Origin of the sequence: Streptomyces sp. NPDC056224 (assembly GCF_042267665.1) — a bacterium.
Classification (GTDB): domain Bacteria; phylum Actinomycetota; class Actinomycetes; order Streptomycetales; family Streptomycetaceae; genus Streptomyces.
Genome location: NZ_JBHJTK010000007.1, coordinates 50,288 through 76,356 on the forward strand (window position 1 = coordinate 50,288; position 26,069 = coordinate 76,356).

At 72.7% G+C, this 26,069-nt stretch carries 27 protein-coding genes; 14 read left to right on the top strand and 13 right to left on the bottom strand.

Features of this window, described 5'->3' with window-relative positions; translation table 11 throughout:
• The first annotated feature begins 41 nt into the window (after window positions 1-41).
• Entirely contained in the window at window positions 42-1,271 is a 1,230-nt protein-coding gene (locus tag ACFCZ1_RS12190; protein WP_376678465.1) for an alpha/beta hydrolase, read from the top strand.
• 75 nt (window positions 1,272-1,346) lie between these two features.
• Complete coding sequence (locus ACFCZ1_RS12195) at window positions 1,347-2,192, top strand: DUF4429 domain-containing protein (protein WP_376678306.1); 846 nt, start codon at window positions 1,347-1,349, stop codon at window positions 2,190-2,192.
• Between the two features lie 14 nt (window positions 2,193-2,206).
• Here ACFCZ1_RS12195 and ACFCZ1_RS12200 read toward each other — a convergent pair whose 3' ends face one another.
• The gene (locus ACFCZ1_RS12200) at window positions 2,207-3,232 is read right to left on the bottom strand and encodes an aldo/keto reductase (protein WP_376678307.1); all 1,026 of its coding nucleotides are present in this window, start codon (window positions 3,230-3,232) and stop codon (window positions 2,207-2,209) included.
• Entirely contained in the window at window positions 3,229-3,627 is a 399-nt protein-coding gene (locus ACFCZ1_RS12205) for a MerR family transcriptional regulator (protein ID WP_376678308.1), read from the bottom strand. The genes ACFCZ1_RS12200 and ACFCZ1_RS12205 overlap by 4 nt, the downstream gene beginning before the upstream one ends.
• A gap of 79 nt (window positions 3,628-3,706) precedes the next feature.
• On the opposite strand from ACFCZ1_RS12205, the gene ACFCZ1_RS12210 reads away from it, so the two are divergent.
• A complete protein-coding gene (locus ACFCZ1_RS12210; protein ID WP_376678466.1) occupies window positions 3,707-4,525 on the top strand; it encodes a serine hydrolase domain-containing protein in 819 nt (272 codons plus the stop codon).
• An 89-nt stretch (window positions 4,526-4,614) separates the two neighbouring features.
• On the opposite strand, the gene ACFCZ1_RS12215 is transcribed toward ACFCZ1_RS12210, so the two are convergent.
• Window positions 4,615-5,271 (bottom strand): pirin family protein, encoded by a 657-nt coding sequence (locus tag ACFCZ1_RS12215; protein WP_376678309.1) that lies wholly within the window; start codon window positions 5,269-5,271, stop codon window positions 4,615-4,617.
• 92 nt (window positions 5,272-5,363) lie between these two features.
• Here ACFCZ1_RS12215 and ACFCZ1_RS12220 point away from each other — a divergent pair, with 92 nt between their 5' ends.
• From ACFCZ1_RS12220 to ACFCZ1_RS12240, 5 genes are all read left to right on the top strand, one after another.
• Window positions 5,364-6,581, top strand: coding sequence for a PucR family transcriptional regulator (locus ACFCZ1_RS12220; RefSeq protein ID WP_376678310.1), 1,218 nt, complete (start codon window positions 5,364-5,366; stop codon window positions 6,579-6,581).
• Window positions 6,582-6,670: 89 nt separating this feature from the next.
• Window positions 6,671-7,603 carry an ACP S-malonyltransferase gene (locus ACFCZ1_RS12225; protein ID WP_376678311.1) on the top strand — a complete coding sequence of 311 codons (933 nt, stop codon included), beginning with the start codon at window positions 6,671-6,673 and terminating at the stop codon, window positions 7,601-7,603.
• Between the two features lie 19 nt (window positions 7,604-7,622).
• Window positions 7,623-8,627 (top strand): ketoacyl-ACP synthase III, encoded by a 1,005-nt coding sequence (locus ACFCZ1_RS12230; protein WP_376678312.1) that lies wholly within the window; start codon window positions 7,623-7,625, stop codon window positions 8,625-8,627.
• 57 nt (window positions 8,628-8,684) lie between these two features.
• Window positions 8,685-8,933, top strand: coding sequence for an acyl carrier protein (locus ACFCZ1_RS12235; protein ID WP_360899160.1), 249 nt, complete (start codon window positions 8,685-8,687; stop codon window positions 8,931-8,933).
• A 79-nt stretch (window positions 8,934-9,012) separates the two neighbouring features.
• A complete protein-coding gene (locus tag ACFCZ1_RS12240; protein ID WP_376678313.1) occupies window positions 9,013-10,278 on the top strand; it encodes a beta-ketoacyl-[acyl-carrier-protein] synthase family protein in 1,266 nt (421 codons plus the stop codon).
• Window positions 10,279-10,343: 65 nt separating this feature from the next.
• Here ACFCZ1_RS12240 and ACFCZ1_RS12245 read toward each other — a convergent pair whose 3' ends face one another.
• Window positions 10,344-10,838 carry a DUF3145 domain-containing protein gene (locus ACFCZ1_RS12245; protein ID WP_328925513.1) on the bottom strand — a complete coding sequence of 165 codons (495 nt, stop codon included), beginning with the start codon at window positions 10,836-10,838 and terminating at the stop codon, window positions 10,344-10,346.
• A gap of 249 nt (window positions 10,839-11,087) precedes the next feature.
• Here ACFCZ1_RS12245 and ACFCZ1_RS12250 point away from each other — a divergent pair, with 249 nt between their 5' ends.
• Entirely contained in the window at window positions 11,088-11,984 is an 897-nt protein-coding gene (locus ACFCZ1_RS12250) for an SGNH/GDSL hydrolase family protein (RefSeq protein WP_376678314.1), read from the top strand.
• 94 nt (window positions 11,985-12,078) lie between these two features.
• On the opposite strand, the gene ACFCZ1_RS12255 is transcribed toward ACFCZ1_RS12250, so the two are convergent.
• Window positions 12,079-14,568, bottom strand: coding sequence for a beta-glucosidase (locus ACFCZ1_RS12255; RefSeq protein WP_376678315.1), 2,490 nt, complete (start codon window positions 14,566-14,568; stop codon window positions 12,079-12,081).
• A gap of 150 nt (window positions 14,569-14,718) precedes the next feature.
• Between ACFCZ1_RS12255 and ACFCZ1_RS12260 the strand changes: the two genes are divergently transcribed.
• Both ACFCZ1_RS12260 and ACFCZ1_RS12265 read left to right on the top strand, forming a co-directional pair.
• A complete protein-coding gene (locus ACFCZ1_RS12260) occupies window positions 14,719-15,297 on the top strand; it encodes a TetR/AcrR family transcriptional regulator (protein ID WP_376678316.1) in 579 nt (192 codons plus the stop codon).
• A gap of 10 nt (window positions 15,298-15,307) precedes the next feature.
• On the top strand, window positions 15,308-16,036 hold the full coding sequence (locus tag ACFCZ1_RS12265; RefSeq protein ID WP_376678317.1) for a carbon-nitrogen hydrolase family protein: 729 nt from the start codon (window positions 15,308-15,310) through the stop codon (window positions 16,034-16,036).
• A gap of 12 nt (window positions 16,037-16,048) precedes the next feature.
• Here the strand turns inward: ACFCZ1_RS12265 and ACFCZ1_RS12270 are convergent, their stop codons facing one another.
• From ACFCZ1_RS12270 to ACFCZ1_RS12280, 3 genes are all read right to left on the bottom strand, one after another.
• Window positions 16,049-17,638, bottom strand: a complete 1,590-nt coding sequence (locus ACFCZ1_RS12270; RefSeq protein ID WP_376678318.1) for a DUF2142 domain-containing protein — start codon at window positions 17,636-17,638, stop codon at window positions 16,049-16,051.
• 13 nt (window positions 17,639-17,651) lie between these two features.
• Window positions 17,652-19,310 carry a hypothetical protein gene (locus ACFCZ1_RS12275; RefSeq protein WP_376678319.1) on the bottom strand — a complete coding sequence of 553 codons (1,659 nt, stop codon included), beginning with the start codon at window positions 19,308-19,310 and terminating at the stop codon, window positions 17,652-17,654.
• Window positions 19,311-19,523: 213 nt separating this feature from the next.
• Window positions 19,524-19,859: a winged helix-turn-helix transcriptional regulator gene (locus ACFCZ1_RS12280; RefSeq protein ID WP_376678320.1), complete on the bottom strand. Its 336-nt coding sequence runs from the start codon at window positions 19,857-19,859 to the stop codon at window positions 19,524-19,526.
• Window positions 19,860-19,955: 96 nt separating this feature from the next.
• Here ACFCZ1_RS12280 and ACFCZ1_RS12285 point away from each other — a divergent pair, with 96 nt between their 5' ends.
• Entirely contained in the window at window positions 19,956-20,852 is an 897-nt protein-coding gene (locus tag ACFCZ1_RS12285; protein ID WP_376678321.1) for an NAD(P)-dependent oxidoreductase, read from the top strand.
• A gap of 40 nt (window positions 20,853-20,892) precedes the next feature.
• Here ACFCZ1_RS12285 and ACFCZ1_RS12290 read toward each other — a convergent pair whose 3' ends face one another.
• The 3 genes from ACFCZ1_RS12290 to ACFCZ1_RS12300 form a co-directional block, all read right to left on the bottom strand.
• Window positions 20,893-21,738 carry an EI24 domain-containing protein gene (locus ACFCZ1_RS12290; protein ID WP_376678322.1) on the bottom strand — a complete coding sequence of 282 codons (846 nt, stop codon included), beginning with the start codon at window positions 21,736-21,738 and terminating at the stop codon, window positions 20,893-20,895.
• A gap of 65 nt (window positions 21,739-21,803) precedes the next feature.
• Window positions 21,804-22,226 carry an organic hydroperoxide resistance protein gene (locus ACFCZ1_RS12295; RefSeq protein WP_376678323.1) on the bottom strand — a complete coding sequence of 141 codons (423 nt, stop codon included), beginning with the start codon at window positions 22,224-22,226 and terminating at the stop codon, window positions 21,804-21,806.
• Between the two features lie 64 nt (window positions 22,227-22,290).
• Window positions 22,291-23,313, bottom strand: coding sequence for an NADP-dependent oxidoreductase (locus ACFCZ1_RS12300; protein ID WP_376678324.1), 1,023 nt, complete (start codon window positions 23,311-23,313; stop codon window positions 22,291-22,293).
• A gap of 95 nt (window positions 23,314-23,408) precedes the next feature.
• Between ACFCZ1_RS12300 and ACFCZ1_RS12305 the strand changes: the two genes are divergently transcribed.
• Window positions 23,409-23,834: a MarR family winged helix-turn-helix transcriptional regulator gene (locus tag ACFCZ1_RS12305; RefSeq protein ID WP_376678325.1), complete on the top strand. Its 426-nt coding sequence runs from the start codon at window positions 23,409-23,411 to the stop codon at window positions 23,832-23,834.
• Between the two features lie 3 nt (window positions 23,835-23,837).
• On the opposite strand, the gene ACFCZ1_RS12310 is transcribed toward ACFCZ1_RS12305, so the two are convergent.
• Window positions 23,838-24,485: a hypothetical protein gene (locus tag ACFCZ1_RS12310; protein ID WP_376678326.1), complete on the bottom strand. Its 648-nt coding sequence runs from the start codon at window positions 24,483-24,485 to the stop codon at window positions 23,838-23,840.
• A 159-nt stretch (window positions 24,486-24,644) separates the two neighbouring features.
• On the opposite strand from ACFCZ1_RS12310, the gene ACFCZ1_RS12315 reads away from it, so the two are divergent.
• A complete protein-coding gene (locus tag ACFCZ1_RS12315) occupies window positions 24,645-25,241 on the top strand; it encodes a hypothetical protein (protein ID WP_376678327.1) in 597 nt (198 codons plus the stop codon).
• A gap of 25 nt (window positions 25,242-25,266) precedes the next feature.
• Here the strand turns inward: ACFCZ1_RS12315 and ACFCZ1_RS12320 are convergent, their stop codons facing one another.
• Entirely contained in the window at window positions 25,267-25,995 is a 729-nt protein-coding gene (locus tag ACFCZ1_RS12320; RefSeq protein ID WP_376678328.1) for an esterase/lipase family protein, read from the bottom strand.
• Window positions 25,996-26,069 lie beyond the last annotated feature (74 nt).

A 26,069-nucleotide genomic window follows, 5' to 3' on the forward strand; every position in this document is an offset into this window, starting at 1 on the left:
GCCGTGGCCGGAAGGCGTCTCCTACGCTGGTCGCAGTGAAACTGCCCGGCCTTGCCCACCCCACCGCCCCCGGCGCCGACCCGCGCCCCGCCGCCCTGCGCACCCTGCTCGCGCTCGCGGTGGTCTTCGTCATGCTGGCGACCACCGGCTGGACGGCGGTGCACCGGCCCGAGGGCGGCACCCCGCTGCGGGCCGCGGCCCTCGCCGCCTGGGCATCGGCCCGGGTCGAGGGCCGTCCGGTACCGCCCGCGGACGCCCCCGTACGGACGGTGGCCCGCTTCTTCGCCGGGCTCGACGACGCCCAGCGGGCCCGGCTCGCCGACGGCTACCCCTTCGTCGTGGGCAACCTCGGCGGGGCCCCCGCCGCCACCCGCTACCGGGCCAACCGCATCGGCCTGGAGCGGGCCGGCCAGGTCGAGGAGGCGCGCGGCCGCGATGTCGCCCTGACCCCGGCCGACCGCGCGACGGCCGTCCGGCGCTCCCACCGCTTCGCCTCGCTCGCCGAGCCGGGCCGGCAGATCCTCACCTTCGATCCCACCGGCGACGGCCTCGTGGCAGAGGTCTTCGGCGACCTCGACGAGGCCCGCCGCGTCTCGGTGATCGTCCCCGGCGTCGACACCGACGTGCTCACCTTCGAACGCACCCAGCGCCGCTTCACCGCCCCGGTCGGCATGGCCGAGTCCCTGTACGAGGCGCAGCGCGCGGCCGCCCCGGACAGCCGGACCGCGGTCATCGCCTGGGCCGGCTACACCGCGCCCACCGGGGTCGGCATGGACGCCGCCACGGGCCGGATGGCCGTCGACGGCGCCGTCAGGCTCAGGGCACTGACCATGGCCCTGCCCGGGGACTCCGGCGTGGCACTGTTCTGCCACAGCTACGGATCGGTGGTGTGCGGCGTGGCCGCGCACGAGCTGCCGGCACGGGTGACGGACATCGTGGTGGCGGGCAGCCCCGGAATGCGCGCGGAGAACGTCGCCGGACTGCACACCTCGGCCCGGGTCTGGGCCACGCGGGACGAGGGCGACTGGATCGCGGACGTGCCGCACCTGGAGGTCGGCGGGCTGGGCCACGGAGCCGACCCGGTGTCCCCGGAGTTCGGCGCGCGGCTGCTGTCCGCGGCGACGGCCAAGAGTCACACCGGCTATTTCGCGCCAGGGACCGACTCGGTGGACAACTTCGCCAAAATCGGAACCGGCGCATTCGGTTCCGTGGTCTGCGCGACCAGCGGCGACGCCTGCCGCCGTGGATCTTCCGGGGCAGAGCAGGACTGACGCGCGTAGAGGCGCGGAAATCGGGCCCCGCACCGAGGGGGACGCGCAGGGGCCCCTCCCTTTACCATGTGCCGCATGGGTGACGTACTGGCCGGAAACCATGCCGTCTGGGAGTTCGACTCGGACTCGGTGCTCATCCGCTTCGCACGGGGGATGAGAACGCCGAGGACGCCGAGACTCTTTCACGCCCTCGGCTCACGCCGGATCCCCGTGGAAGCGGTGTCCGGGGTGACCGTGACCGCCGGGAAGCGGGACACGGTGGTGCTGCGCGCCCACCCCCGGCCGGGCGCCGATCCGCTGATGGAAGCCGCGGCCGGGCAGTTGAAGGAGTCCTGCGACCCGTACCGGCTGGTGCTGCCGGGCGAACGGGCCCCGTGCGCCGCCGCCTTCGCCGAAGCACTGCGCCTGCGGCTCGGGCCCGACGCCGCCGAGCCGGCCGACCGCTTCCTGGTCGACGTACCGGGGCCGCCACGGCACCTGAAGGCCTACGACGCGCGGGTGGGCTTCGACGGTTCGGCGGTCGCCTTCCGCTGGTCCCGTACGGGTGCCACCTCCACCAAGTGGAAGGCGGGCGACCAGCGTTACCCCCTCTCGGCCCTCACCGGCGTGGAGTGGAGGTCCCCCGACGGCCCCGGCGGGCACCTCCGGCTGCTCCTGCGGGACGCCGCCGCCGACCCCCGGCCGGACCACGACCTCGCGGCCGCCGTCTTCGGCATGGGGTACGGAGCGGCGCACGAGTCACTGCCGTTCGCCGCGGCGGTCCTCGCCGCGGTGCGCGGCCGTGCCGCGGTGTCCGCGGTCCCCGGCGCCCGCCCGGGCGACGACCGCCTGCGGCACCTGAGCGAGCTGCACACGGCGGGGCTGCTCACGGACGCCGAGTACACGGCGCTGCGGGACCGTTTCACCGCGGATTCCCGGTAGGCCGGACCGCGGGGTCAGGCCTCGCGGGCCGCGGAGGTGAAGGTCATGTCGGGGTAGCGGTCGCCCGCCACCTGCGCGGCGATCGGCTCCAGCAGGGCCAGTTCCGCCTCCGACAGGGTGATCCCGGCGGCCGCGACGTTCTCGCGGACGCGGACCGCCTTGCGGGTGCCCGGGATCGGGACGACGGTCAGGCCGTGCACCAGGGCCCGCTGCTGCACCCAGGCCAGGGCGATCTGCGCCGGGCTCGCCCCGTGTGCCCCGGCGATCTGCCGGACCGGGGCCAGCAGGGCCGCGTTGGCCTTGGCGTTGTCACCGATGAACCGCGGCTGGCTGCGGCGGAAGTCGTCCTGCGACAGCTCCTCGGACGCGTCCGCGAAGGAGCCGGTCAGGAAGCCCCGGCCCAGCGGTGAGTACGGCACGAAGGCCACGCCCAGCTCCGCCGCCGCGCCCACCGCGCTGCGCTCCACGTCCCGGCTGAACAGCGACCACTCCGACTGCAGCGCCGCGATCGGGTGCACGGCGTGCGCCTCGCGCAGCTCCGCGCCGGTGACCTCGCTGAGCCCGAGGTGGCGCACCTTCCCCTCCCGCACCAGCTCGGCCATGGCGCCCACCGACTCGGCGAGCGGCACGGCCGGGTCGCGCCGGTGCATGTAGTAGAGGTCGATGACGTCCACGCCGAGCCGGCGCAGGCTGTCCTCCACCGCCCTGCGGACGTAGGGGCGGTCGTTGCGCACGCCCCGGTGGCGCGGGTCGTCGCTGCGCTCTATGGCGAACTTCGTCGCCAGGGTGATCTCGTCCCGGTGCGCGGCCACGAACGGGGCGAGGAACTCCTCGTTCCGGCCCCGCCCGTAGACATCCGCGGTGTCGAAGAGGGTGACCCCGGCGGCCAGCGCCGCGTTGAGGGTCTCGCGGGCCGCCGCCTCGTCGGTGTCCCCGTAGAACTCGCTCATGCCCATGCAGCCGAGGCCCTGGACGCCGACCAGCGGGCCGCCCTTGCCGAGTTCGGCCCGCGCGAGGGTGGTGCCGTCGTGCTCCGTCATGACTGTGCCTTCCCCGCGATCTCTTTCATCGCATAAAGATCGATCTTGTAGTCCAGTACGGCGAGCGCGTCCGTCAGCTCCGACAGCCGCGCCCGCACGTCGCGCCGCGTCCGCTCCAGCAGCTCACGGCGCTCGTCGACCGTGTGCTCGCCCTCGCGCACCAGTTCGGCGTACCGGACCATGTCCGCCACCGACATCCCGGTGGCGCGGAGCTTGCCCACGAAGGCCAGCCAGTTCAGGTCCCCGTCGCTGAAGCGCCGCTGCCCCGAGTGGGAGCGGTCCACGTGCGGCATCAGACCGATCCGCTCGTACCAGCGCAGCGTGTGCTGGGTCAGACCGGTCCGGGCCTCGACCTCGCTGATCGTGTACCGCGTCTGCGTCAGGCTCCGACTCATGGCCTCCACGCTAAAACCTTGGAGTGCACTCCAAGCAAGTAGGCTCGGCGGCATGCACAGCATGGAGGCCGTCAACGGCATGGAAAGCCTGCGGATCATCGAGAACTGGCCGGTGCCGACCGCCGCGGCGGCCGTCGTACGCGCCGACGGGAGCCTGGCCGGCTCCCACGGGCCCGTCGACCACCGCTTCGCCCTGGCCTCGGTCACCAAGCCGCTCGCCGCGTACGCGGCCCTCGTCGCGTACGAGGAGGGGGCGATCGAGCTGGACGAGCCCGCCGGACCCGAGGGTTCGACGGTCCGTCACCTCCTCGCGCACACCAGCGGGCTGGCCTTCGACGAACACCGGGTGACCGCGCCGCCCGGGCAGCGCCGGCTGTACTCGAACGCCGGTTTCGAGGTGCTCGGCGATCACATCACCAAGGCCACCGGCATCCCCTTCGCCGAGTACCTGCACCAGGCGGTGTGCGAGCCGCTGGGCATGACGGCGACCACCCTGGAGGGCTCGCCCGCCAAGGACGGCGTCTCCACCGTCTCCGACCTCGTGCGGTTCGCCGCCGAACTGCAGGCGCCGCGGCTGCTCGACGTCCGCACGGTCGCCGCGGCCACCTCCGTGGTCCACCCCGGCCTCAAGGGCGTCCTGCCGGGTTACGGGCACCAGTCGCCCAACGACTGGGGGCTCGGCCTGGAGATCCGCGACGGCAAGTCCCCGCACTGGACGGGCGGCACCTCCTCGCCGCGCACCTTCGGCCACTTCGGCCAGGCCGGCACGTTCCTGTGGGTGGACCCGGACGCGCGCGCGGCGTGCGTGGCCCTGACGGACCGCGCCTTCGGCCCGTGGGCCGTGGAGGCCTGGCCCCCGTTCACCGACGCGGTGCTGGCCGAGCTCGCCGGCCGCTGACTGCCGGCCGCTGACCGCTGACCGCTGATGGGCATGAGCCGGTGCTGTGGCCGGAAGGGTTTGCCCGGTGGACCTCGCCGGTCACAGCACTAGGCGGGAAGCTCCCAGATCAGCAGCTCGCCCGGGGACCCTGCGACGATCTCCAGGTCCCGCTCGCCGGTGACCCGGACCGAGTCCCCGGGGCCGAGCTCCTCGCCGTCCAGACGCAGGTCCCCGCGCACCACGTGCAGGTACACCCGCTCCGCCGCCGGTACGGGAACCCGCTCGCCCGCGCCCGGCCGCCGCACGTGCAGCACGGCGCCGGCCGCGGGGACCTCGCAGGGCGTGCCGTCCCCGACGCCCCGGGTCACCTCGTACGAGGGCTCGCCGCCGGCGGCGAGCGGCGCGAGCCACATCTGCACGAAGCGCAGCCGCCCGGTGCCGTCGTTGCGCTCCACGTGCCGCGCCCCGGATCCGGCGCTGAGCCGCTGTACGTCCCCGGGCCGGACCAGGCCCTTCTCGCCGGTGCTGTCCTGGTGGGTGAGCTCGCCCTCGACCACCCAGGTGACGATCTCGGTGTGGCTGTGAGGGTGCTCGTCGAAGCCGGCGCCCGGGGCGAGGGTCTCCTCGTTGCAGGCCAGGACGGGGCCGAAGCGCAGGTTGTCCGGGTCGTAGAAGGACCCGAAGGAGAAAGCGTGCCGGGTCGTGATCCCGGCGGCCGGGTCCCCGCCCTCGTACCGGTCGGCGCCGCGGCGCACATCAATCATGAGGGCCACGGTAGCCCCAGCCGCGGGACGGGGCCCGGCCCGGACACGGGACCGGACTCCGCACAGCCTTCCCGATAAGGCAGTCTTGTCCCGTGCCCCAACCCGAACGTGAGCATTCCCCCGCAACACACGCCGCGCATCCCGCGCCCGTCCATCCGCACACCGCGACGTTGCGCCGACTGGAGAAGTCCTCCGGCCGGCTCGCCGCCAACGCGATCGCGCGGATGGACGAGACCCTGCCGTGGTACCGGGCGATGCCCCCGGAGAACCGGTCCTGGATCGGCCTGGTCGCACAGGCCGGTATCGCCGCGTTCACCGAGTGGTTCCGGCACCCGGAAACCCCACAGGCGATCTCCACCGACGTGTTCGGGACGGCTCCGCGCGAGCTGACCCGGGCGATCACCCTGCGCCAGACCGTCGAGATGGTCCGCACCACGATCGAGGTCATGGAGGCCGCGATCGACGAGGTGGCGGCCCCGGGCGACGAGCAGATCCTGCGCGAGGCGCTGCTGGTGTACGCCCGGGAGATCGCCTTCGCGACGGCCCAGGTGTACGCGCAGGCCGCCGAGGCGCGCGGGGCGTGGGACGCGCGGCTGGAGTCGCTGGTCGTCAACGCGGTGCTGTCCGGCGAGGCCGACGAGGGCGCGCTGTCGCGGGCCGCGGCACTGGGCTGGAATTCCCCGGAGCACGTGTGCGTGGTGCTGGGCACCGCGCCGGAGGGCGACAGCGAACTGACGGTCGAGGCGATCCGGCGCGCGGCCCGCCACCACAAGCTGCAGGTCCTCACCGGCGTGCTCGGGGACCGCCTGGTGGTCATCGCGGGCGGCAGCGACAACCCGATGCAGGTCGCGAAGTCGCTGATCGGGCCGTTCGCGGCCGGACCGGTGGTGGCCGGACCGGTGGTGCCCGACCTGCTGAACGCGACGAAGTCGGCGCAGGCCGCGGCGGCCGGGCTGAAGGCGTGTACGGCGTGGCAGGATGCTCCGCGCCCGGTCCTGGCGGATGATCTCCTGCCGGAGCGCGCGATCGCCTCGGATCCCTCCGCCCGGGAGCAGCTGGTGGAGGAGATCTACAGACCGCTTGAGGAAGCGGGCTCGGCTCTGCTCGAGACGCTGAGCGTGTACCTGGAGCAGGCGAGCAGCCTCGAAGGGGCTGCTCGGATGCTGTTCGTGCACCCCAACACGGTGCGCTACCGGCTGCGACGTGTGACCGACGTCACCGGCTGGTCACCCTCCGATGTCCGTTCGGCGTTCACGCTGCGGATCGCCCTGATCCTCGGGCGTCTGGCCGACGGCGATCCCCAGTCCTAGACTTTTGTCGGACATCAACAATTACCCCGACGGTTCTTGGTCCCTGTCCCCACGGGCGGCAGGGACCATCCACAAGAGAGAGTGTGAGGGTGCTCGTACTCGTCGCTCCCGGCCAAGGCGCTCAGACGCCCGGCTTCCTGACTCCCTGGCTCGACCTTCCCGGTGCCGCCGACCGCGTCGCCGCCTGGTCGGACGCCATCGGGCTCGACCTTGCCCACTACGGCACGAAGGCCGACGCGGACGAGATCCGCGACACGGCCGTGGCCCAGCCGCTGCTGGTCGCCGCGGGTCTGCTGTCCGCCGACGCACTGGCCACGTCCCATGGGCACGGCCGTTCGGCGTTCGGTGCCGTCGCGGGCCACAGCGTCGGTGAGATCACCGCCGCCGCGTACGCCGGTGTACTGACCGACGCCGACGCGCTGTCGTTCGTCCGTACCCGCGGTCTGGGCATGGCCGAGGCCGCCGCCGTCACCGAGACCAGCATGGCCGCGGTCCTCGGCGGCGACCGTGACGTGGTCGTCGCACACCTGGAGAAGCTGGGTCTGACCCCCGCCAACATCAACGGCGCGGGCCAGATCGTGGCCGCCGGCACCATGGAGCAGATCGCTGCCCTGGAGGCCGACAAGCCCGAAGGCTCCATGAAGGTCGTCGCCCTCAAGGTCGCGGGCGCCTTCCACACGCACCACATGGCCCCCGCGGTCGCCACGCTGGAGAAGGCCGCCGAGGCCCTGACCCCGGCGGACCCGGCGCTGAAGTACGTCTCGAACAAGGACGGCCTCGTCGTCACCACGGGCGCCGACGTCGTCGCCCGCCTGGTCGGCCAGGTCGCGAACCCCGTCCGCTGGGACCTGTGCATGGAGACGTTCGCGGAGCTGGGCGTCACGGGGATCATCGAGCTGTGCCCCGGCGGCACCCTGACGGGTCTGGCCAAGCGCGCGCTGAAGGGCGTACCGAGCGTGGCCCTGAAGACCCCGGACGATCTCGACAAGGCCGCGGCGCTCGTCGCCGAGCAGCCGGCCTGAGAGAAGGAGCCCACACAGCATGTCCAAGATCAAGCCGGCCAAGGGCTCCCCGTACGCCCGCATCCTCGGGGTCGGCGGCTACCGTCCGACCCGTGTGGTGCCCAACGAGGTCATCCTCGAGACGATCGACTCGTCCGACGAGTGGATCCGCTCCCGTTCGGGCATCGCGACCCGGCACTGGGCCTCGCCCCAGGAGACCGTCGCCGCGATGTCGGTGGAGGCCTCGGGGAAGGCGCTGGCCGACGCCGGTGTCTCCCCCGAGCAGATCGGTGCCGTGATCGTCTCGACGGTCTCGCACTTCAAGCAGACCCCGGCCGTCGCGACCGAGATCGCGCACCGGATCGGCGCGGTCAAGCCCGCCGCCTTCGACATCTCCGCGGGCTGTGCCGGTTTCGGCTACGGCCTGACCCTGGCCAAGGGCATGGTGGTGGAGGGGTCGGCGGAGTACGTGCTCGTCATCGGCGTGGAGCGGCTCTCGGACCTGACCGACCTGGAGGACCGCGCGACGGCCTTCCTGTTCGGTGACGGCGCCGGCGCCGTGGTCGTGGGCCCCTCGGACGAGCCGGCCATCGGCCCCACGGTGTGGGGTTCGGAGGGCGACAAGTCCGAGACCATCAAGCAGACCGTGCCGTGGGACGAGTACCGCAGCAAGGACAGCGCCGAGAAGTTCCCGGCCATCACGCAGGAGGGTCAGGCGGTCTTCCGCTGGGCCGTCTTCGAGATGGCCAAGGTGGCCCAGCAGGCGCTCGACGCCGCCGGGATCACCGCCGACGACCTGGACGTCTTCATTCCGCACCAGGCAAACATGCGGATCATCGACTCGATGGTGAAGACTCTGAAGCTGCCGGAGCACGTCACGGTCGCCCGTGACGTGGAGACGACCGGCAACACCTCGGCCGCCTCGATCCCGCTCGCTATGGAGCGGCTCCTGGCGACCGGAGCGGCGAAGAGCGGCGACACCGCGCTCGTCATCGGCTTCGGGGCGGGACTCGTCTACGCCGCGACGGTCGTTACCCTCCCCTAGGACCGGGAACCACGTCCCGGTCCTGCTTTACCCAGTTACCCAGAGAAGGAGCGCCACATGGCCGCCACGCAGGAAGAGATCGTCGCCGGTCTCGCGGAGATCGTCAACGAGATCGCCGGCATCCCCGTCGAGGACGTCGAGATCGACAAGTCCTTCACGGACGACCTGGACGTCGACTCCCTGTCCATGGTCGAGGTCGTCGTCGCCGCCGAAGAGCGCTTCGACGTCAAGATCCCGGACGAGGACGTCAAGAACCTCAAGACGGTCGGCGACGCCGCGAGCTACATCCTGAAGCACCAGGCCTGAGCCTGACGAGCGTTTGTCGCCACCTGGCGGTGGCGCCGTGACAATTCAGCACCCCCTGAGACGTGGAGAAAGAATTCCTGTGAGCCCGACCAATCGCACCGTGGTCGTCACCGGTATCGGCGCAACCACTCCGCTGGGTGGCGACAGCGCTTCGACCTGGGAAGGTCTGCTCGCCGGCCGTTCCGGCGTAAAGCCCCTCGAGGGCGAGCGGTTCGCCGAACTCCCGGTCCGTATCGCCGCACCGGCCGCCGTGGACCCGAGCGAGGTCCTGCCCCGGCCGCTGGCCCGCAAGCTCGACCGCTCGGCGCAGTTCGCCCTGATCGCGGCCCGCGAGGCGTGGGCCGACGCCGGCTACACCGCTCCCGCGGGCGAGGACGCGGGTGTCGCGCCCGAGCGCCTCGGCACCGTCATCGCCTCCGGCATCGGCGGCGTGACGACCCTGCTCGACCAGTACGACGTGCTGAAGGAGAAGGGTGTGCGCCGGGTCTCCCCGCACACCGTCCCGATGCTCATGCCGAACGGCCCGTCGGCCAACGTGGGCCTGGAGGTCAACGCCCAGGCGGGCGTGCACACCCCGGTCAGCGCCTGCGCCTCCGGCGCCGAGGCCATCGGCTACGCCGTCGAGATGATCCGCAGCGGCCGTGCCGACGTGGTCGTCGCGGGCGGCACCGAGGCGGCGATCCACCCGCTGCCGATCGCCGCGTTCGCCAACATGATGGCGATGTCCAAGAACAACGAGCACCCCGAGCTGGCTTCCCGCCCGTACGACAAGGGCCGTGACGGCTTCGTCCTGGGCGAGGGCGCGGGCGTCGTCGTCCTGGAGTCCGCCGAGCACGCCGCCGCGCGCGGTGCCCGGGTCTACTGCGAGGTGCTGGGCCAGGGCCTGTCCGCGGACAGCCACCACATCGCGCAGCCCGAGCCGACCGGCCGCGGTGTCGCGGCTGCGGTGCAGAACCTGCTCGACAACACGGGGCTCGACCCGGCCGAGCTGGTCCACCTGAACGCGCACGCCACGTCCACCCCGCAGGGTGACACGGCCGAGCTGAAGGCCCTGCGCAAGGTGCTGGGCGACGACCTCGACCACATCGCGATCTCCGCGACCAAGTCGATGACCGGTCACCTGCTGGGCGGCGCGGGCGGTATCGAGACCGTCGCGACCGTGCTGGCGCTGTACAACCGGCTGGCCCCGCCGACGATCAACCTCGACGACATCGACGACGACATCGACGCGGACATCGTGCGCGGCGAGCCGCGCAAGCTGCCGACGGACGGCCCGATCTCCGCGATCAACAACTCCTTCGGGTTCGGCGGGCACAACGTGACCCTCGCGTTCCGCACCGTCTGACCCCTTACGCACGAAGGGCCCCGCCCGGCATCCGCCGGGTGGGGCCTTTCGCGTGTACGGGCCGCTCAGACGACCTGGTGGAGCCAGCGCACCGGGGCGCCCTCGCCCGCGTAGCGGAAGGGCTCCAGTTCGTCGTCCCAGGGCTTGCCGAGCAGTTTGGCGATCTCCGCCTCCAGGTCGGTCTCGCCCTGCGCGGACCGGGCGAGGGCGGCGCGCAGCCGGTCCTCCGGGATGAGGATGTCGCCGTGCATGCCGGTGACGGCGTGGAAGATGCCGAGCTCCGGGGTGGAGCTGTAGCGCTCCCCCTCGGCGGTCGGGCAGGGTTCCGCTGTCACCTCGAAGCGCAGCAGGTGCCAGCCGCGCAGTGCGGAGGCGAGTTTCGAGGCGGTGCCCGCTTCGGCCTGCCAGGAGAACTCGGCTCTCCAGGTGCCCGGGGAGGCGGGCTGCCTGATCCAGTCGAGGTTCACCCGCACCCCGAGCACGCCCGCAACAGCCCATTCCACGTGCGGGCAGAGCGCGCGCGGTGCGGAATGCACGTACAGAACTCCACGTGTCGTCACCGGGACCTCCAGTGTGGGACGAGGTCGGGAATAAACTCCAGAAAACGGACAGTATGTGACGTGATGTAATGTAACGGAAATTATTTGACATTGCGCTACGGGACCTGCGGCCGAAACGCCACGGGAAAAAGCTACCGTGCGTCAGAGGTCATGGTGTGACGTACGGTCGCTCCGAGGCCCGTAAACGCAGAGCTTTCACTCAGCAGGACCCCCCGAACGATGCGGGGGCGCCGAAGGGGAGACCATCCGATGCGCACCACCGCTCCGCGCCGCCGCGCGCGCCGGACCCTCGCGGGCGCGGGAGCGGCGGCCGTCCTGCTGGCCGGAGCGGTGTCGGGCTGCGGGCCGGACGGCTCGGGCGACGAGGGCGAGCGCGGGGCGCAGGCCGCGCCGCGCTGGAACACGGCGCCCACCTCGATCGCGGCGGTGGGCGACTCCATCACCCGCGGCTTCGACGCCTGTTCGGTGCTCGCCGACTGCCCGGAGGTCTCCTGGGTCACGGGCAACGACCCCGCGGTCCGCTCCCTGGCCGAGCGGCTGCTCGGGGAGGCCCGGGCACCCGTCCGCAGCTGGAACCACGCGGTGACGGGATCGCGCATGGCTGACCTGCCGGGGCAGCTTGCGGAGGCGGCCGGACACAAGCCCGACCTGGTCACGGTGATGGTGGGCTCGAACGACGCCTGCCGGCCCACGGCTTCGTCGATGACCCCGGTGGCGGAGTTCCGGGCCGGTTTCGAGCAGGCCCTCGCGGCGCTGCGGGCCGCGTCCCCCGCAACCCAGGTGTACGTCTCCAGCGTGCCGGACCTCCAGCGGCTGTGGGAACAGGGCAAGGACGACCCGATGGTGCGCAAGATCTGGAGCCTGGGAATCTGCCAGTCGATGCTCGCCGATCCGCTGTCGGCGGCCACGGGTGCGACGGCCCGGCGCGAGCGGGTGCGGGCGCGGGTGGTGGAGTACAACGAGGTGCTCCGCGAGGTGTGCGCGAAGGACGCGCTGTGCCGCTACGACGGCGGCGCCGTCTTCCAGTACCCCTTCGCGGCGGAACAGTTGAGCCGCTGGGACTGGTTCCATCCGGGCAAGGACGGGCAGGCGAGGCTGGCGGAACTGGCCCACCGTCAGGTGACGGCCGCCGAGCCGCCGCGTTGACGCCGGTGGCGGGGGCGGTTGTCAGGACCCGCCCCCGCCCGGTTTTCGGGGGTGTTTTCCGGCCATTCATGTGGTTACGGCGTGTTACGGCGCATTACGGGATGTCGAGCGTGGCTGACAGTCGCGTATCGCCGTGGGAGTGGCTCGCGCGGACCTCGTAGGTGCCGCCGATCCGCTGCCAGCCGCGGGTCTCCTCGTCCCAGATCTCGAAGGCCCGGGCGGGCAGGGCGATCTCGGTCTCGACGCTCTCGCCGGGGCCGGCCTCGACGCCCGCGAAGGCTGCCAGCCAGCTCGCCGGGCGCTCCACCGCCGCGCTCTGCGCGCCGTCGGACGCCGTCGCCGCGGGCGCCAGGTAGATCTGGACGACCTCACGGCCGGGCCGGGTGCCCGTGTTGGTGACGCGGACCCGGGCCGTGGTGCCGGTGACCTCCAGGGACTCGTACGCCCAGTCGGTGTAGCCGAGGCCGTGCCCGAAGGGGAAGGCGGGGGCGATGGACCCGGCCTCGTACGCCCGGTAGCCGATGAGGAGCCCCTCGCGGTACTCCAGGCGTCCCCCGGCGGGCACGACCTCGGTGACGGGCGCGTCGGCGAACCGGGCCGGCCAGGTCGTGGGCAGTCGCCCGCCGGGTTCCGCGTCCCCGAGGAGTACGTCGGCCAGCGCGGCCCCGCCCTCCTGCCCGGGAAACCAGGTCAGCAGCACGGCGGCCACCTCCTCGCGCCACGGGAGCTCGACGGGCGAGCCGGCGTTGACGACGACCACGGTGTTCGGATTGGCGGCGGCGACGGCGCGGACCAGGTCGTCCTGACGGCCCGGCAGGGTGAGGTCACGGCGGTCGAAGCCCTCGGACTCCACGCGCTCGGTGGTGGCGACGACCACGACGGCGGTGTCGGCGGCGCGGGCGGCTGCCACGGCCTCGGCGATCAGCTCCTCCGGGTCGCGCCGGGGGCCGAGGTGGAGCAGCGAGAACATGATCGCCTTGAGTGGCAGCGCGGTCATGTCGGGGACCTGGTGGATCAGCGACACCTCCACCCGCTCCCCCTCGGTGAGGACGGCCCGGGCGCGCTCGCTGGGGGCGCCGAGGAAGGCCTCGAAGGGGTCGGTCTCGTCGCCCATCTCCTGGACGCCGTCCCACCGGGTCCCGCCGCCGACCGTGAGGGTGAAGGCGCCCAGCCCCCGGGTGCCGAAGGCGTGCTCCCCGCTCTCCCGCGGCAGGAACGTCCCGGTGACCTCGATGGTCGCCGTCGTCTCGTACGTGGCACCCCCGGGCAGCTCCTCACCGATCCACTGGACCTGGCCGGACGGCAGGGCGCCTTCGCCGAGGACGGCGCCGGAGGCGTCGCGGCAGACGACGCGGAGCTCGAAGCCCTGGTCGGCGGGGGTCAGTTCGTCGGAGGGGTCGGCGCCGACCGCGTAGGTGGGCGGTACCCCCGACCGCTCGCGGAGGGCGGCGGTGAGGCCGTCGAGCGGGGAGACGATCCGTTCGGGGAAGACGGTGGCGGAGCCGCCGCCGAGGACGCGGGCATCGCGGGCGGCGGCTCCGATCAGGGCGACGGTGCGGCCGGCGGCCGCGTCGAGCGGCAGGGCCGGGGTTTCCCCGAGCACGGCCTCGTTGCGGACGAGGACGAAGCCGCGGGCGGCGAGCTCACGGGCCAGCGCCTGGCCGTCGATGGGCTCCGGGGCCTCGGCGACGACGGCGGGGGCGCCCTCCAGGACGCCGACGCGGGCGGCGAGGCGCAGCACGTTGCGCACGGCCGCGTCGACGGCGGACCCGGGGACCTCGCCGGCCCGGACGGCCTCGGCGAGGGCGGGTCCGTAGACGGTCTGCGGGCCGGGCATGGCCACGTCGAGGCCGCCCTCGATGCCGCCGGTGGTGGAGCGGGCGGCCATCCAGTCGGAGACGTTGCATCCGTCGAAGCCCCATTCGCCGCGCAGGACCTCGTTCACCAGGTACCGGTGCTCGGTCATCGTCGTGCCGTTGACCTGGTTGTAGGCGGTCATGATGCCCCAGGGGTGGGCCTGGGCGACGACGGCCTCGAAGGGCGCCAGGTACAGCTCGCGCAGCGGGCGCGGGGCGATGACGCTGTCGACGGTGAACCGCTCGGTCTCGGCGTCGTTGCCGACGAAGTGCTTGACGGTGGTGCCGACCCCGCCGTCCTGGACGCCGTTCACGTAGCCGGCGCCGACGGCGCCGGTGAGGTACGGGTCCTCGGAGTAGCACTCGAAGTGACGGCCGCCGAGCGGGGAGCGGTGCAGGTTGACGGTGGGCGCGAGGAGGACGTGGACGCCCTTGCGGCGGGCCTCCTGGGCGAGGAGCCGGCCGGCGCGGCGGGCGAGCGCGGGGTCCCAGGCCGCGGCGAGCGCGGTCGGGGAGGGCAGCGCGACGGAGGGGTCGTCGGCGGTCCAGCGCACGCCGCGCACCCCGACGGGGCCGTCGGACATGACCAGGGACCGGAGTCCGATCTCGGGGAGGGCGGGCAGGGACCACATGTCCTGGCCGGCCAGGAGGCGGGCCTTGGTGTCGAGATCCAGCTTGCCGAGCGCCGCCTCGACGGCGTTCTCGCGGGCCTGATCGGCATCGGTCACGGCCGTGTCTCCTCGTTGAGTGCGGGGGTGCGGGTGCGATGCCCCATCGTGGACCGGCTACCTGGCGAGCGGTAGGGTTCGTCATCTCTTCGTAATATCCGAATGGCGTACGGTCCTGCTGGCAGCTGTGAACGGAAGGGGCGCCGGGCGATGGTCAGGGCGAGGAGTGAGGAGCGCCGCGGGGAGATCGTCCGCGCGGCCCTCGAAGTGATCGCGGAGCGCGGCTACCGGGGCGCCGCCCTGGGCGCGGTCGCCGAGCGCGTGGGCCTGACCCAACAGGGACTGCTGCACTACTTCCCGACCAAGGAGGCCCTGCTGGTCGCGGTGCTGGAGGAACGCGACCGCTGGGACACGGGCGGCGGCTCGCGCGCCTCGGCCGGCAGCTGGCGCCTGGACCTGCTGGCGTCGCTGGTGGAGTACAACGCCATGCGCCCGGGCATCGTGCAGACGTTCTCGGCGCTGCTGGGCGAGAGCGTCACCGAAGGCCACCCTGCGCGGGAGTTCTTCACCGAGCGCTACGCCCAGGTCCGCGGCGACATGGCGGCGATGCTGCGCGCCGAGTTCGGCGAGCGCCTCCCCTCGGGCCTCACCCCGGAACAGGCGGCCCCGCTCCTGGCGGCCGTCAGCGACGGCCTCCAGTACCAGTGGCTGCTCGCCCCCGAATCGGTGGACATGCCGGCCGCGTTCCGCGCCTTCCTCACCCTGCTGCGGGGCCCGGAAACCACTTAGGCTCAGCCGGGTGAAGATCGCCGCAGCGCAGTTGACCTGCGTACCCGCCGATGTCCGCGCCAATGCCGCACGGGCGGCCGACCTCGCCGGACGGGCGCGTGAACAGGGCGCCGGGCTCGTGGTGTTCCCCGAGTTCACCCTCACCGGCTACGAGCTGGACGCGCTGGCGGCCGACCCCGGCCTGTGGACGGGTGCCGACGATCCCCGGCTGGACCCGCTGCGTTCCGCCGGCATCGCCACCGCGGTCACCGTCGCCCTGCCGGCCGGCGGCGCACGGCCCGCCATCGCGACACTGGTGTACGACGCGGACGGCGCGCACGTGACGACGTACGCCAAGCAGCACCTCTACCGGCACGAACAGGGCGTCTTCCGGCCCGGCGAGCGCGACGGGCGCTTCGAACTCGGCGGGATCCGCTTCTCGTTGGGTGTCTGCTACGACAACCACTTCCCCGGGCTCACCGGCCGCGCCGCGGCGGACGGCTGCCGCGTCCACCTCGCGAGCTCCCTCTACGGGACGGGCGACGGGATCCGCGAGCGCGCCACCGTCCACCCGGGGATCGCGAAGGAGCACGGCCTGTACGTCGTCCTCGCCAACCACGTCGGCCCGGCGGGCCCGTGGACCGGCTGCGGCGGCGCGGCCGTATGGGGCCCGGGCGGCGCGCTGCTGGCCGAGGCGGACGACCGTACGCCGTCGGTGGTGACCGTCGAGGTCGGCGTGGCCGGGTCGGCCGGGGTCTGAAGACCCCGGCCGTCAGGCGGGCTCGGGCACCCGCGAGTGGGGCAAGGGGCGCGGGGTGTCCCGGTCCGGGGGCCGCGGCGCGGGCGCGACGGGCCGCCGGTCCGACAGCAGGGCCGGCACCACGAGCGCCGCGGCCGCGACCGCGTACACACCGACCCACACGGCCCAGCCGCCCGGCGGGGCCCAGTGGGCGTGGGTCGCCACCCACGAGCCGCTGGTCCCGACCGCGAAGCGGCGCAGCGTCCAGTAGAACGCCGCCACGTCGGCGACCGTGAGGGCGATGACGGAGAACCCGGCCAGCCTGCGCCAGGGGAACCCCCGGTCCGGGGAGCGCGTGGCGCAGATCAGCACGGTCATCAGCGGCAGTCCGACCGCGAAGGGCAGGAGGTAGCGGCCCTGCCACACCATGCCGATCCGCTCCGCCTGCGAGGCCTGGCCGATCACCGGCACCATCACGACGGCCACCGTCATGCCGAGCACCGCGACCATGTCGCGCCTACGGCCGTACGCCAGCGCCAGCGCGGCGAACGTCGCGAGCACACCGAACCAGAACAGCCAGGTGAGGGCGGGCGCGGGCGTGTCCAGCCAGCCGAAGTATCCGATCATCTGGTGGATGTAGTCGTTGGTGAAGCCGAGCGTGCGCTTCGCGGCCACGCCCGTGGTGAGGTCCTTCGGGATGTCTATCGCCGAGTTGTCCGGGTGCTTCGACGCCCAGAGCAGCGCACCGGCCGCAGCCAGCCCCAGCAAGGCCGTCCACAGCCACAGGGCCTTGCGGCGCAGTACCGAACCGATCAGGCCGCGGCCCGCGAGCAGCAGGCAGAAGACAACGGCCCCCGCGAACCAGATCAGCCCGAGCGGCCGGATGTTTATCAGCACCAGGCCGGCGATGCCAAGCCTGGCCAGCCTGCGGTTCAGCAGCCGCGGGTCCGGGGAGAGCACGATCGACAGCATCGCCGTCCACACCAGGATCCCCGCGGCGATCTCGCCGCCGCTGGGGTTGACCATGCCGCCCATGTACAGCGTCATCGGCGTGGCCGCGGCCAGTACGCCCAGCACCGCCAGCGAGCGCCGCCGCCACTCGGCGGCCGTGACCAGCGCGCTGGCCAGCATGGCCGAGCAGAGCAGCGCCGACACGAAGCGCATGAGGTACAGCCCCTTGGGGCCGTCGACCAGCAGGCTCGGCCAGCCGGTCGCCAGGTAGTAGGCCGGGTGGTAGCGGCCGGCCGCCGTGGCGACCTGCACGGTCTTGTCGGAGTTCCCGAGCGGCGGCGCGCAGGACGCGGGCGTCCGCTGCTTCCACGCGTAGCACTCGTGGAGCGTGGGGAGGCTCCCGTACCACTCCGGGAGCTGCACGCCGGTCTCGGCGAACTGTCCCTCGATGCCCGCCACGACGTGCGGGACCATCACCTGGGGTCCGCCGATCTGGCCCCTGGCGACGGCCGCCGCACGGATGAAGTGCGCGTGCTCGTCGGGGGAACTCGCGAGCGGGCTGGCGGCGGACCAGGAGCCCGTGAGCGCGAAGAACAGCGCGAAGGCGACCAGCCACAACCGCTTGGGGCTCCTGGCCGACCAGTCGGCCAGCCGCGTCAGTGCGGAGATCATCGGTTTCCTCGCGTCATCGGATGGAGCTCAGCCAGCTCTGGTCGCCGTCCTTGGAACAGGTACCGCCCGGGGCGAACTCCGGGCAGCTCCCGTCCTGCTCCGTGATCGTGTGCGACACCCACGGCAGGATCCGGTAGGTGCCGTCCTTGGCCGGCATGTACCGGTCGGCCATCGAGGAGGAGACCGTACCGAGGAGCAGCAGCAGGGCGCACAGGGCCCCGATCACCGCCCCTTCGCGTCCCGGGAAGCCGGTACGGGACGTGCCGTCGCCCTCTGCCGTGCGGCGCGCGGCGGCCATCCGCAGCGAGACCAGATGGGCGACCAGCGCGCACAGCAGCAGCCCGCAGTAGAGCAGCTGGTTGTTGGTCCGGGTGTACAGCTGGACGGTCTGCGTCTCGTACATGTGCGAGGCGATGTACATCCGCATCACCCACGCGCTGATGAACATGGCCGCGACGGTGACCACCATCGGCCTGCGGATGCCCAGCCAGATCGCGGCACCGAGGCAGAGGAAGGTGACCAGGGCGAAGAGCCCGACCCCGCCGTACTCGCCGGGCGGCGGCCAGTCGCCCACCTTGCCGGGCATGTCGGTGCGCCACATGAGGTAGTAGGCCGGGTCGGTGAAGTTGTCGAAGCGGAAGTTGTAGTCCTTGGTGGTCTGCCCCTCGGTCAGCATGACCGCCAGGTAGCGCCCGGCGACCACGAGGAAGGCCGCCAGAGCGGCACCGAGGAAGGCCGCGCCCTTGAGGCGGCCGGTCCGCCACGGGAAGTACAGCAGCGCGGCGAACAGCACACCCGCCGCGCTCCACAGGAACCAGCCCGAGTACGTGAGGAACAGCAGGCCGAGCAGTACGCCGAAGCCGGCGCCCTTGAGCAGGAGCGGCCGCCAGCCGTCGGTCCCGCTGCGGCGCAGCGACACGACCATGGCCACGAGCACGGGCACCAGCACGACGAGGACCGTCTGGCTGTACGGCTTGTACGCGTCGATCAGCGCGAAGGCCGGCGCCACACCGAAGGCGAGAGCGCGGACCGGGCTGAGCAGCATGCGCCAGCAGAGGTAGACCAGCGGACCGAAGGCGGCGGCGCCGAGGATCTGGAGGTCCTTGAAGGCGTACGCGGTGTTGCCGCCGCGGAACCACTCGGCGTAGTAGCCGAGGGTGTGGAGGGGGGCCGGCGGGTAGACCGGCGAGCCCGAGGGCCGGCCGTTGGCCACCGCGTGGGCCCACTCGACGATACGGCCGCTGTCGCCGTTGAGGCCGAACATCGGCCACGGCGTGCCGTGGAGTGCGACGACGGCGCCGGCCGCCACGAAGCCGCTGGCCAGGCCCGCGAGGGCGGCGGCGGCGATCCGTGCGGCCAGGTCGAAGTGGCGGCCCCGGCGCAGCCGCATCGCGAGCGCCACCGCGGCGATGAACAGCAGACCGACCAGCGCGAACCGCAGCTGGATCGCGGCGAGCCCGCTGACCTGCGCGATCCTGTCCAGCGGGTTGAGTTTGAACCCTCGGGCCAGCACCGGGAGGACCAGCGCCGCGGCGAAGGCGACGACGGCTTCGAGGACCAGGAGCGTGCCCCGGGAGCGCAGCGTGCCCGGGGCCGCCGGTATCGGGCGGGCGGGCACGGCCGGTCTGCCCGTGGGCAGCGCGGTCCCCGGGCCCGCGGTACTGACTGTCACTGCTGTGTCCCTACTGCTGGTCGGTCCTCGGCCCGACGGCCGGTCGTTGCCGGGCAAGCCACTGCCCGGCCCGGACCCCCGTGCCGAGGCTCCGGGCCGGGGCGGACTCAAGGGCAGTGAGAGACGGCCCTGGCGCTTGCCGCCATGCATACTACGGGCCCTGTCCGGGAAGCCGGGGGCCCGGGAAGGGACCGTCGGCGGCCGGACCCGGGCCTACGCCGAATCCGCGAGCAGGTGCTTGGCGCCCCATGTCCCCAGGGCTTCCAGGGCCGCGTTCAGCTCCTCGCCCAGCGGGGTCAGGGAGTACTCGACCCGCGGCGGGACCTCGTCGTAGACCTCGCGGTGCACGATGCCGTCGGCCTCCAGCTCGCGCAGCTGGGCGGCGAGCACCTTCTGCGAGACGCCCGGAACGAGCCGGCGCAGTTCACCGAAGCGCCGGGGGCGCTGCTCCAGCTCCCACAGGAGCGAGACCTTCCACTTTCCGTCGATCACGGACATCGCCGCGGCGATCCCGCAGTGTTCCGCACCGGGCCTCCGTGCCACCGCCACCGCGCATCCCTCCCACCTGCTCGCTCACCTTGGGGTAACCACCCACTCCAAAGTGCGTACTTGAGCGCCTCATGGCCTGCCAGCAGGCTAAACGCCATGACCGACAACACACCGCTGAATTCGCCCACCCCCCTCACCCTGCTCGGCCTCGGCGACATGGGCACCGCCCTGGCCCGCACCTGGCTCGCCGCCGGGTATCCCCTCACCGTCTGGAACCGCACCGCGGCCAAGGCCGGGGCCCTGGCCGCCGAGGGGGCCGCCGTCGCCGCGAGCCCCGCCGAGGCGGTGGCCGCGAACCGGCTCGTCGTGGTCTGCCTGCTGGACGACGCCTCCGTCGGCTCGGCCCTGGACGGCCTCGACCTGACCGGCAAGGACCTGGTCAACCTCACCACCGGCACCCCGGCCGAGGGCCGCGCGCGGGCCGCCTGGGCCGAGGCGCGGGGGGCCCGGTTCGTGGACGGCGGGATCATGGCCACCCCAACGATGATCGGCGCCCCGGAGAGCGGGGGCTACGTCTTCTACAGCGGCTCGCGGGCCCTCTTCGATGCGCACCGGGCGGTACTGGAGGCCGCGGCCGGGGCGCGCTACGTCGGCGAGGACCCCGGGCACGCCGCCCTGCACGACGTGGCACTGCTCAGCGCGATGACGGGGCTGTTCGCCGGGATCTCGCACGCCTACGCATTGATCGAGGGAGAGGACATCGCCCCGAAGGACCTGTCCCCGCTGCTGTCCGAGTGGCTCGGCGCGATGGGCTTCTTCGTCGGCAACGCCGCCGAGCGGCTGACCTCGCGCGATTTCACCACCGGGGTGGTCTCCAACCTGGCCATGCAGGTCGCCGCGAGCGGCACCCTGCTGCGCACCGCCGAGGACCAGGGGGTCAGCACCGAGCTGATCTCCCCGTACCTGGACCTGATGCGGCGCCGGCTGACCTCCGACCCGGACGCCCATGGCGGTGAGGACACGGTGGGGGCGATCACCCTGCTCAAGCGGTAGTCACGAGTAGGCGGGCGGCGGCGGTCCGGAACTCCCCCGGCTACCGCTGGGAGGTACCCCCACCGGCCGTGGTGGTGGCGCCCCCCGCGACCCCGGTCCCGGTCCCGTCGGCCCCGGCCCCGGCCCCGGCCCCGGCATCGGGAACCTCGTCGGCCCCGGTCAGGTCCCGCACCATCAGCGTGGCCCCCGCCACGGCGCCCGGCATCAGGAACACGGCGACCAGCGGTACCAGGAAGGCCAGCACCAGCGGCACGCCGAAGCCGAGCACCAGCATCCGCCGCGACCGCAGCAGCACCAGCCGCTCGGCCAGGTCCACCTTGCGCCGCTGCAGGGCGACGGCGGTGAGCTCCTGGGTCAGGAAGTACCCGGAGACGCAGAAGCCGAGCGCCGGGACCACGGTCTGCCCGATCACCGGGATGAAACCGAGGCCGAAGAGCAGGATGCCGTACAGCACCACCCGGCCGAGCACCTTCACGCTGTCCCGGGCCGAGATCCACAGCTCCTGCCAGAGCGGGAGCCCGGACTCGGGAACCTCGCCGCCCTCGCTCCGGTCGACCTGCTCCGAGAGGGACTCGTAGAAGGGCTGGCCGATCAGCAGGGTCACGGCGGTGAAGGTGATGACGGCGAGGAAGAGCCCGAGGCCGAAGACCAGTGCGGTCAGGAAGCCGCGGAAGAGCGCGAGCCACGGGGACCCCCAGCCGTCGGCGAACGGAGTGGCCCAGGCGGTGAGGTCGTCGGCGCCGTAGCCGAGCCCGATCAGCGCTCCGGCGTACAGGACCAGGGAGACCAGCCCGGGCAGCAGCCCGAAGCCCAGCCACCGTCCGTGCCGCAGCACCCATCGCTGTCCGGCCAGCAGATACCGGAAACCCCCCGCAAGATCACGCATGGCGTCAGTCTACGGCGAAGGCCGCACCCCGGACCGGGGTGCGGCCTTCGTGGAGCGGCGGCGGATCAGACGGCGAGCTCGACCGTGATGTTGCCGCGGGTCGCCTTGGAGTACGGGCAGACCTCGTGGGCCTTCTCGATGAGGTCCTTGGCGGTGGCGGCGTCCACGTTCGGGATCACGGCGGAGATCTTGACGATCAGGCCGAAGCCCTCGTCGTTCTTGCCTATGCCGACCTCGGCCGTGACGGTGGAGCCGGAGATGTCGGCGTTCACGTTCTTGGCGACGACACCCAGGGCGCCCTGGAAGCAGGCGCTGTAGCCGGCGGCGAACAGCTGCTCCGGGTTGGTGCCGGCGCCGCTGCCGCCGAGCTCCTTCGGCGGGTTCACGACGACGTCGAGCCGGCCGTCGTCGGTGGCGACGCGGCCGTCACGGCCGTTCTCGGCGGTGGCGACAGCGGTGTACGCGACGTCGGAGTACTGGATGGACATGTAAGGGGATCCTCCTGGTAATCGCCGCGACTCGCGCCCACGGTCACGACGGTGTGGGGTGAGCCTAGCCGGTGAAAGAAACGATCATCTTTCCGGTGTTCTCGCCGCGCAGCATGCCGAGGAAGGCGGACGTCGCGTTCTCCACACCCTCGACGACCGTCTCGTCGTACCGGAGCTCCCCGGAACGCAGCCATCCGGCGACGTCCTGCACGAACTGCTGCTGGAGGCCGGCGTGGTCGTTGACGAGGATGCCCTGCAGGCGCAGCCGCTTGCCGATGACCTGCATCAGGTTGCGCGGACCGGGGGCGGCCTCGGTGTCGTTGTAGCCGGCGATCGCGCCGCACAGGGTGGCCCGGCCGCCCACCTTCATCGAGGAGATCGCGGCCTCCAGGTGGTCGCCGCCGACGTTGTCGAAGTAGACGTCGATGCCCTCGGGGGCGGACGCGGGGAGCTGCTCGGCGACGGGGCCGTTCTTGTAGTTGAAGGCGGCGTCGAAGCCGTACTTCTCCGTGAGGACCGTCACCTTCTCCTCCGAGCCGGCGGAGCCGACCACCCGGGAGGCGCCCTTTATCTTGGCGAACTGGCCGACGAGGCTGCCGACCGCACCGGCCGCGCCGGAGACGAAGACGGAGTCGCCCTCCTTGAAGGAGGCCACCTCGAAGAGGCCCGCGTAGGCGGTCAGGCCCGGCATGCCGAGCACGCCGAGGTAGGCGGAGAGCGGGGCGAGCGAGGCGTCCACCTTGGTGGCGAACTTCGCGTCGAGGTCCGCGTACTCGCGCCAGCCCAGGTGGTGCAGGACGTGGTCGCCCACGGCGAAGCCCTCGGCGGCGGAGGCGACGACCTCGCCGACCGCGCCGCCCTGCATCGGCTCGTCGAGCTGGAAGGGCGGGATGTAGGACTTCACGTCGTTCATCCGGCCGCGCATGTACGGGTCCACGGACATGTGGAGGTTGCGCACGAGGATCCGGCCGGGGGCGGGCTCGGCGGACACGGGCACCTCGCGCAGGGCGAAGTCCTCGGCGACGGGCCAGCCCTGCGGGCGACGGACGAGGTGCCACTCGCGGCTGACGGCGGGGATCTGAGACATGCGGCGCTCCTGGTAAGAACGAAATTGCTTCACTAGGTGAAACAACCATGCGCCTGGATATTTCACGTTGTCAAGTAAATGGGTACTCTGGATCCATGCCCAGTCGTCGCGTAGACCCAGTGACCGTCGAGGTCGTCGAACTCATCGGCGATGTCGTGGCCAGGTACCACATGGAGTACGAGCACGCGGCCGCCAGCCACCAGCTGACCGGCGCGCAGGCCAAAGTGCTGAACCTGCTCTCCCTGGAGCCGATGCCGATGCGCCGCATCGCGCAGAAGCTGAGGTGCGAGCCCTCGAACGTGACCGGCATCGTCGACCGGCTGGAGACGCGCGGCCTGGTCGAGCGCCGCCCGGACCCCGCCGACCGCCGGGTGAAGCTGGCCGCCCCCACGGAGGAGGGCCTGCAGACGGCGGACCGGCTGCGCGAGTCGCTGGACTTCGCGCGCGAGCCGCTGGCCGGCCTGTCCGCACAGGAGCGGACGGCGCTGCGGGACCTGCTCAGGCGGATGCTGGGCGGCTAGGACCTACCAGCACAACCAGCCCAGGAAACCGCAGTCCTCGGTCGGCTTCGGCGTGGGCGTCGGGGTCGGGGTCGGCGGCTGCGGGCTGCCGGTGGCGCCCTGCGACGGCTTCCCCGACGCGGTCGGCCTCACGTTGCCCCCCGGGCCGGGAGTGACGGACGCCGAACCCGACGCCGACGGCGCGGGGGCGGACGACACCGGCGCGGGGTGCGCGGCGCCCGTGGAGGGCGCGCCGGTCCCGCTCTTCTTCACGGGCCCGGCGGCGGCCTTCGCGGTGGCCTTCCCCGACGGCCCCGCGGGCGCGCCGGACGTCGGCAGGTCCGGGAGCGGCGCGGGCTGCTGCGGACCGGCGTCGTCCGTCAGCACCACCGTGGCGGCCCGGTCGCTGCGCTGCCCGTCGGTGGCCATCTTGGCCACTCCCAGCGAGCCGGCGGTCGCCAGCAGCAGTCCGAGCCCGACCGTCAGGACGGTCCGGCGGCGCTTGCGCCGCGTGGTGCGGCGGCGGGCACCGGCCCTGCGCTCGTTCGGCGCGGACAGCACGACGAGCGAGTCCGCGTACACGCCGGACGGCGCGGGCTCGTCCGGCGCGGGCGCGTCCGCCGTGTACGCGGACTCGTCCGGCGCGGGCGCGGCGGCAGGCGCGGCGGGCATGAGGTACTCGGCCGGGGTTCCGCACCCGGCGCATGCCAGCGCGCCGTTGAGGTGCCTCCGACAGGCGGGGCAGTAGTTCATAGCGCCCGCAGGCTACGTGGTCCCCGGCAACATACGGATCCCGGGAACGTAAGGATCCTGTGTGGAATCGTGGCCTCCATGACAGCGAATCCGACTCCGGGCGCCCGGGGACCCTTCGGGCCGGCCGCCTTCCAGCTGGTGCTGCTGCGCAGGATGGCGGACTTCCAGCCGGACCTCGCCGACGAGGCGCGCAGGCGGCTCGGCGCCTCGCTCGCGGAGCAGCGGGAGGCGAACAAGCGCTGGCAGGCGATGGTCCGCTCGCCCCGCGCCCGCGGGGCCCTCGCCCGCTACCGCTCGGTGCTCGGCCCGCCGCAGGCCGCGGAGCCGCGCAGGATCGGGGACCTGGAGTGCGAGGCGCTGCTGTGGCCGGTGCCGCTCTGGCCGGACCTGCGCTTCGAGGTGCTGGCCGCCCCGGACGGGGCGGTGTGGAACGAGTGGCTGGTACGGGCCCCGGGCGCGCGGGGACCGGTACTGGAGTCGGCGGACGACCTGCGCCCCTGGTCGGCGACGGTGGACGAGGTGGCGCGCGCCTTCGCCCCGGCGCGGCCGCTGGAGGGCACCGCGCCGACCCGCTGGCGCCTGGCGTTCACCGCGGGGGCGCAGCCGTGCGTGGCCGAGTTCACGTACGGCCTGCTCCAGCGGGTCTCCGTCGGGGAGCCCGGGATCCAGCACTGACGACGGGACCTGGCCGGTCGCGGCACTAGGAGGCGAGGAAGGACCGGACGCCCGCCGAGGTGGCGTCGTCGCCGAGCAGATCGTTGTGCCGCAGGCAGCCGACCGGCGTGTTGGCGGCCCCGGTCAGCGGGACGCTGTCGTCCGGGTTGACGACCTCGTCGCAGTTCGACCAGAAGGTCGCGTACTTCACCGCGCCCGGGGTCTCGTCCCCGCCGTTCAGGTTCTTCACCACGTACGAACCGGGGGTCATGTCCCGGCACGCCTGGTCCCACAGCGCGCAGGCCCACGCGGTGGAGGTGCCCCGGTTGGGGCCGGCCAGCGAGACCCAGTGGCCCACGGTGGCCGCACCGCCGCCGAACTTCACGTACCAGCGGCTCACCAGCGAGCCGAAGGAGTGCGCGACGACGTCGACCCTGGCGGCGCCGGTCTGCCGGCGGACCTCTTCTACGTACGCGCCGAGCCGCCCGGCGAGGACCTCGTTGACCGACTGGTGGGTGTCGTAACCCCAGGAGAAGAGTTCCGAGTCGGTGTACCCGGCGGCGCGCAGGTCCTCGCGCAGGCCTCCCCACACACCCGGATCGGCGTTGTAGCCGTGCACCAGGACCACCGGATTGCGCGATGACGCCTGGTCGGAGACATGGCCCCGGCTCCGGTCGGCGGCATGGGAGGGGAAGGGCGTCAGCAGCGCCAGGCAGAGCGCGAGGAGCGCGGGGAGCGCCAGGAGCACCGTCGTTCCCTGGCGGGCCGTCAGCACCTGGTCCCCTTTACCTTGTTACGCGTGGGTAGCGCGTGCGGTGCGCGCATGGTGCTGCCTGTCGGTACAGAAAT

What these genes read in the sequence shown, in the direction of transcription:
- ACFCZ1_RS12290 (WP_376678322.1), bottom strand. Translation starts at nt 21,738, where the DNA reads ATGCGTGATCTTGCGGGGGGTTTCCGGTATCTGCTGGCCGGACAGCGA.
- ACFCZ1_RS12285 (WP_376678321.1), top strand. Translation starts at nt 19,956, where the DNA reads ATGACCGACAACACACCGCTGAATTCGCCCACCCCCCTCACCCTGCTC.
- ACFCZ1_RS12235 (WP_360899160.1), top strand. Translation starts at nt 8,685, where the DNA reads ATGGCCGCCACGCAGGAAGAGATCGTCGCCGGTCTCGCGGAGATCGTC.
- ACFCZ1_RS12260 (WP_376678316.1), top strand. Translation starts at nt 14,719, where the DNA reads ATGGTCAGGGCGAGGAGTGAGGAGCGCCGCGGGGAGATCGTCCGCGCG.
- ACFCZ1_RS12230 (WP_376678312.1), top strand. Translation starts at nt 7,623, where the DNA reads ATGTCCAAGATCAAGCCGGCCAAGGGCTCCCCGTACGCCCGCATCCTC.
- ACFCZ1_RS12250 (WP_376678314.1), top strand. Translation starts at nt 11,088, where the DNA reads ATGCGCACCACCGCTCCGCGCCGCCGCGCGCGCCGGACCCTCGCGGGC.
- ACFCZ1_RS12310 (WP_376678326.1), bottom strand. Translation starts at nt 24,485, where the DNA reads ATGCCCGCCGCGCCTGCCGCCGCGCCCGCGCCGGACGAGTCCGCGTAC.
- ACFCZ1_RS12300 (WP_376678324.1), bottom strand. Translation starts at nt 23,313, where the DNA reads ATGTCTCAGATCCCCGCCGTCAGCCGCGAGTGGCACCTCGTCCGTCGC.
- ACFCZ1_RS12215 (WP_376678309.1), bottom strand. Translation starts at nt 5,271, where the DNA reads ATGATTGATGTGCGCCGCGGCGCCGACCGGTACGAGGGCGGGGACCCG.
- ACFCZ1_RS12315 (WP_376678327.1), top strand. Translation starts at nt 24,645, where the DNA reads ATGACAGCGAATCCGACTCCGGGCGCCCGGGGACCCTTCGGGCCGGCC.
- ACFCZ1_RS12210 (WP_376678466.1), top strand. Translation starts at nt 3,707, where the DNA reads ATGGAAAGCCTGCGGATCATCGAGAACTGGCCGGTGCCGACCGCCGCG.
- ACFCZ1_RS12270 (WP_376678318.1), bottom strand. Translation starts at nt 17,638, where the DNA reads ATGATCTCCGCACTGACGCGGCTGGCCGACTGGTCGGCCAGGAGCCCC.
- ACFCZ1_RS12295 (WP_376678323.1), bottom strand. Translation starts at nt 22,226, where the DNA reads ATGTCCATCCAGTACTCCGACGTCGCGTACACCGCTGTCGCCACCGCC.
- ACFCZ1_RS12200 (WP_376678307.1), bottom strand. Translation starts at nt 3,232, where the DNA reads ATGACGGAGCACGACGGCACCACCCTCGCGCGGGCCGAACTCGGCAAG.
- ACFCZ1_RS12305 (WP_376678325.1), top strand. Translation starts at nt 23,409, where the DNA reads ATGCCCAGTCGTCGCGTAGACCCAGTGACCGTCGAGGTCGTCGAACTC.
- ACFCZ1_RS12195 (WP_376678306.1), top strand. Translation starts at nt 1,347, where the DNA reads ATGGGTGACGTACTGGCCGGAAACCATGCCGTCTGGGAGTTCGACTCG.
- ACFCZ1_RS12205 (WP_376678308.1), bottom strand. Translation starts at nt 3,627, where the DNA reads ATGAGTCGGAGCCTGACGCAGACGCGGTACACGATCAGCGAGGTCGAG.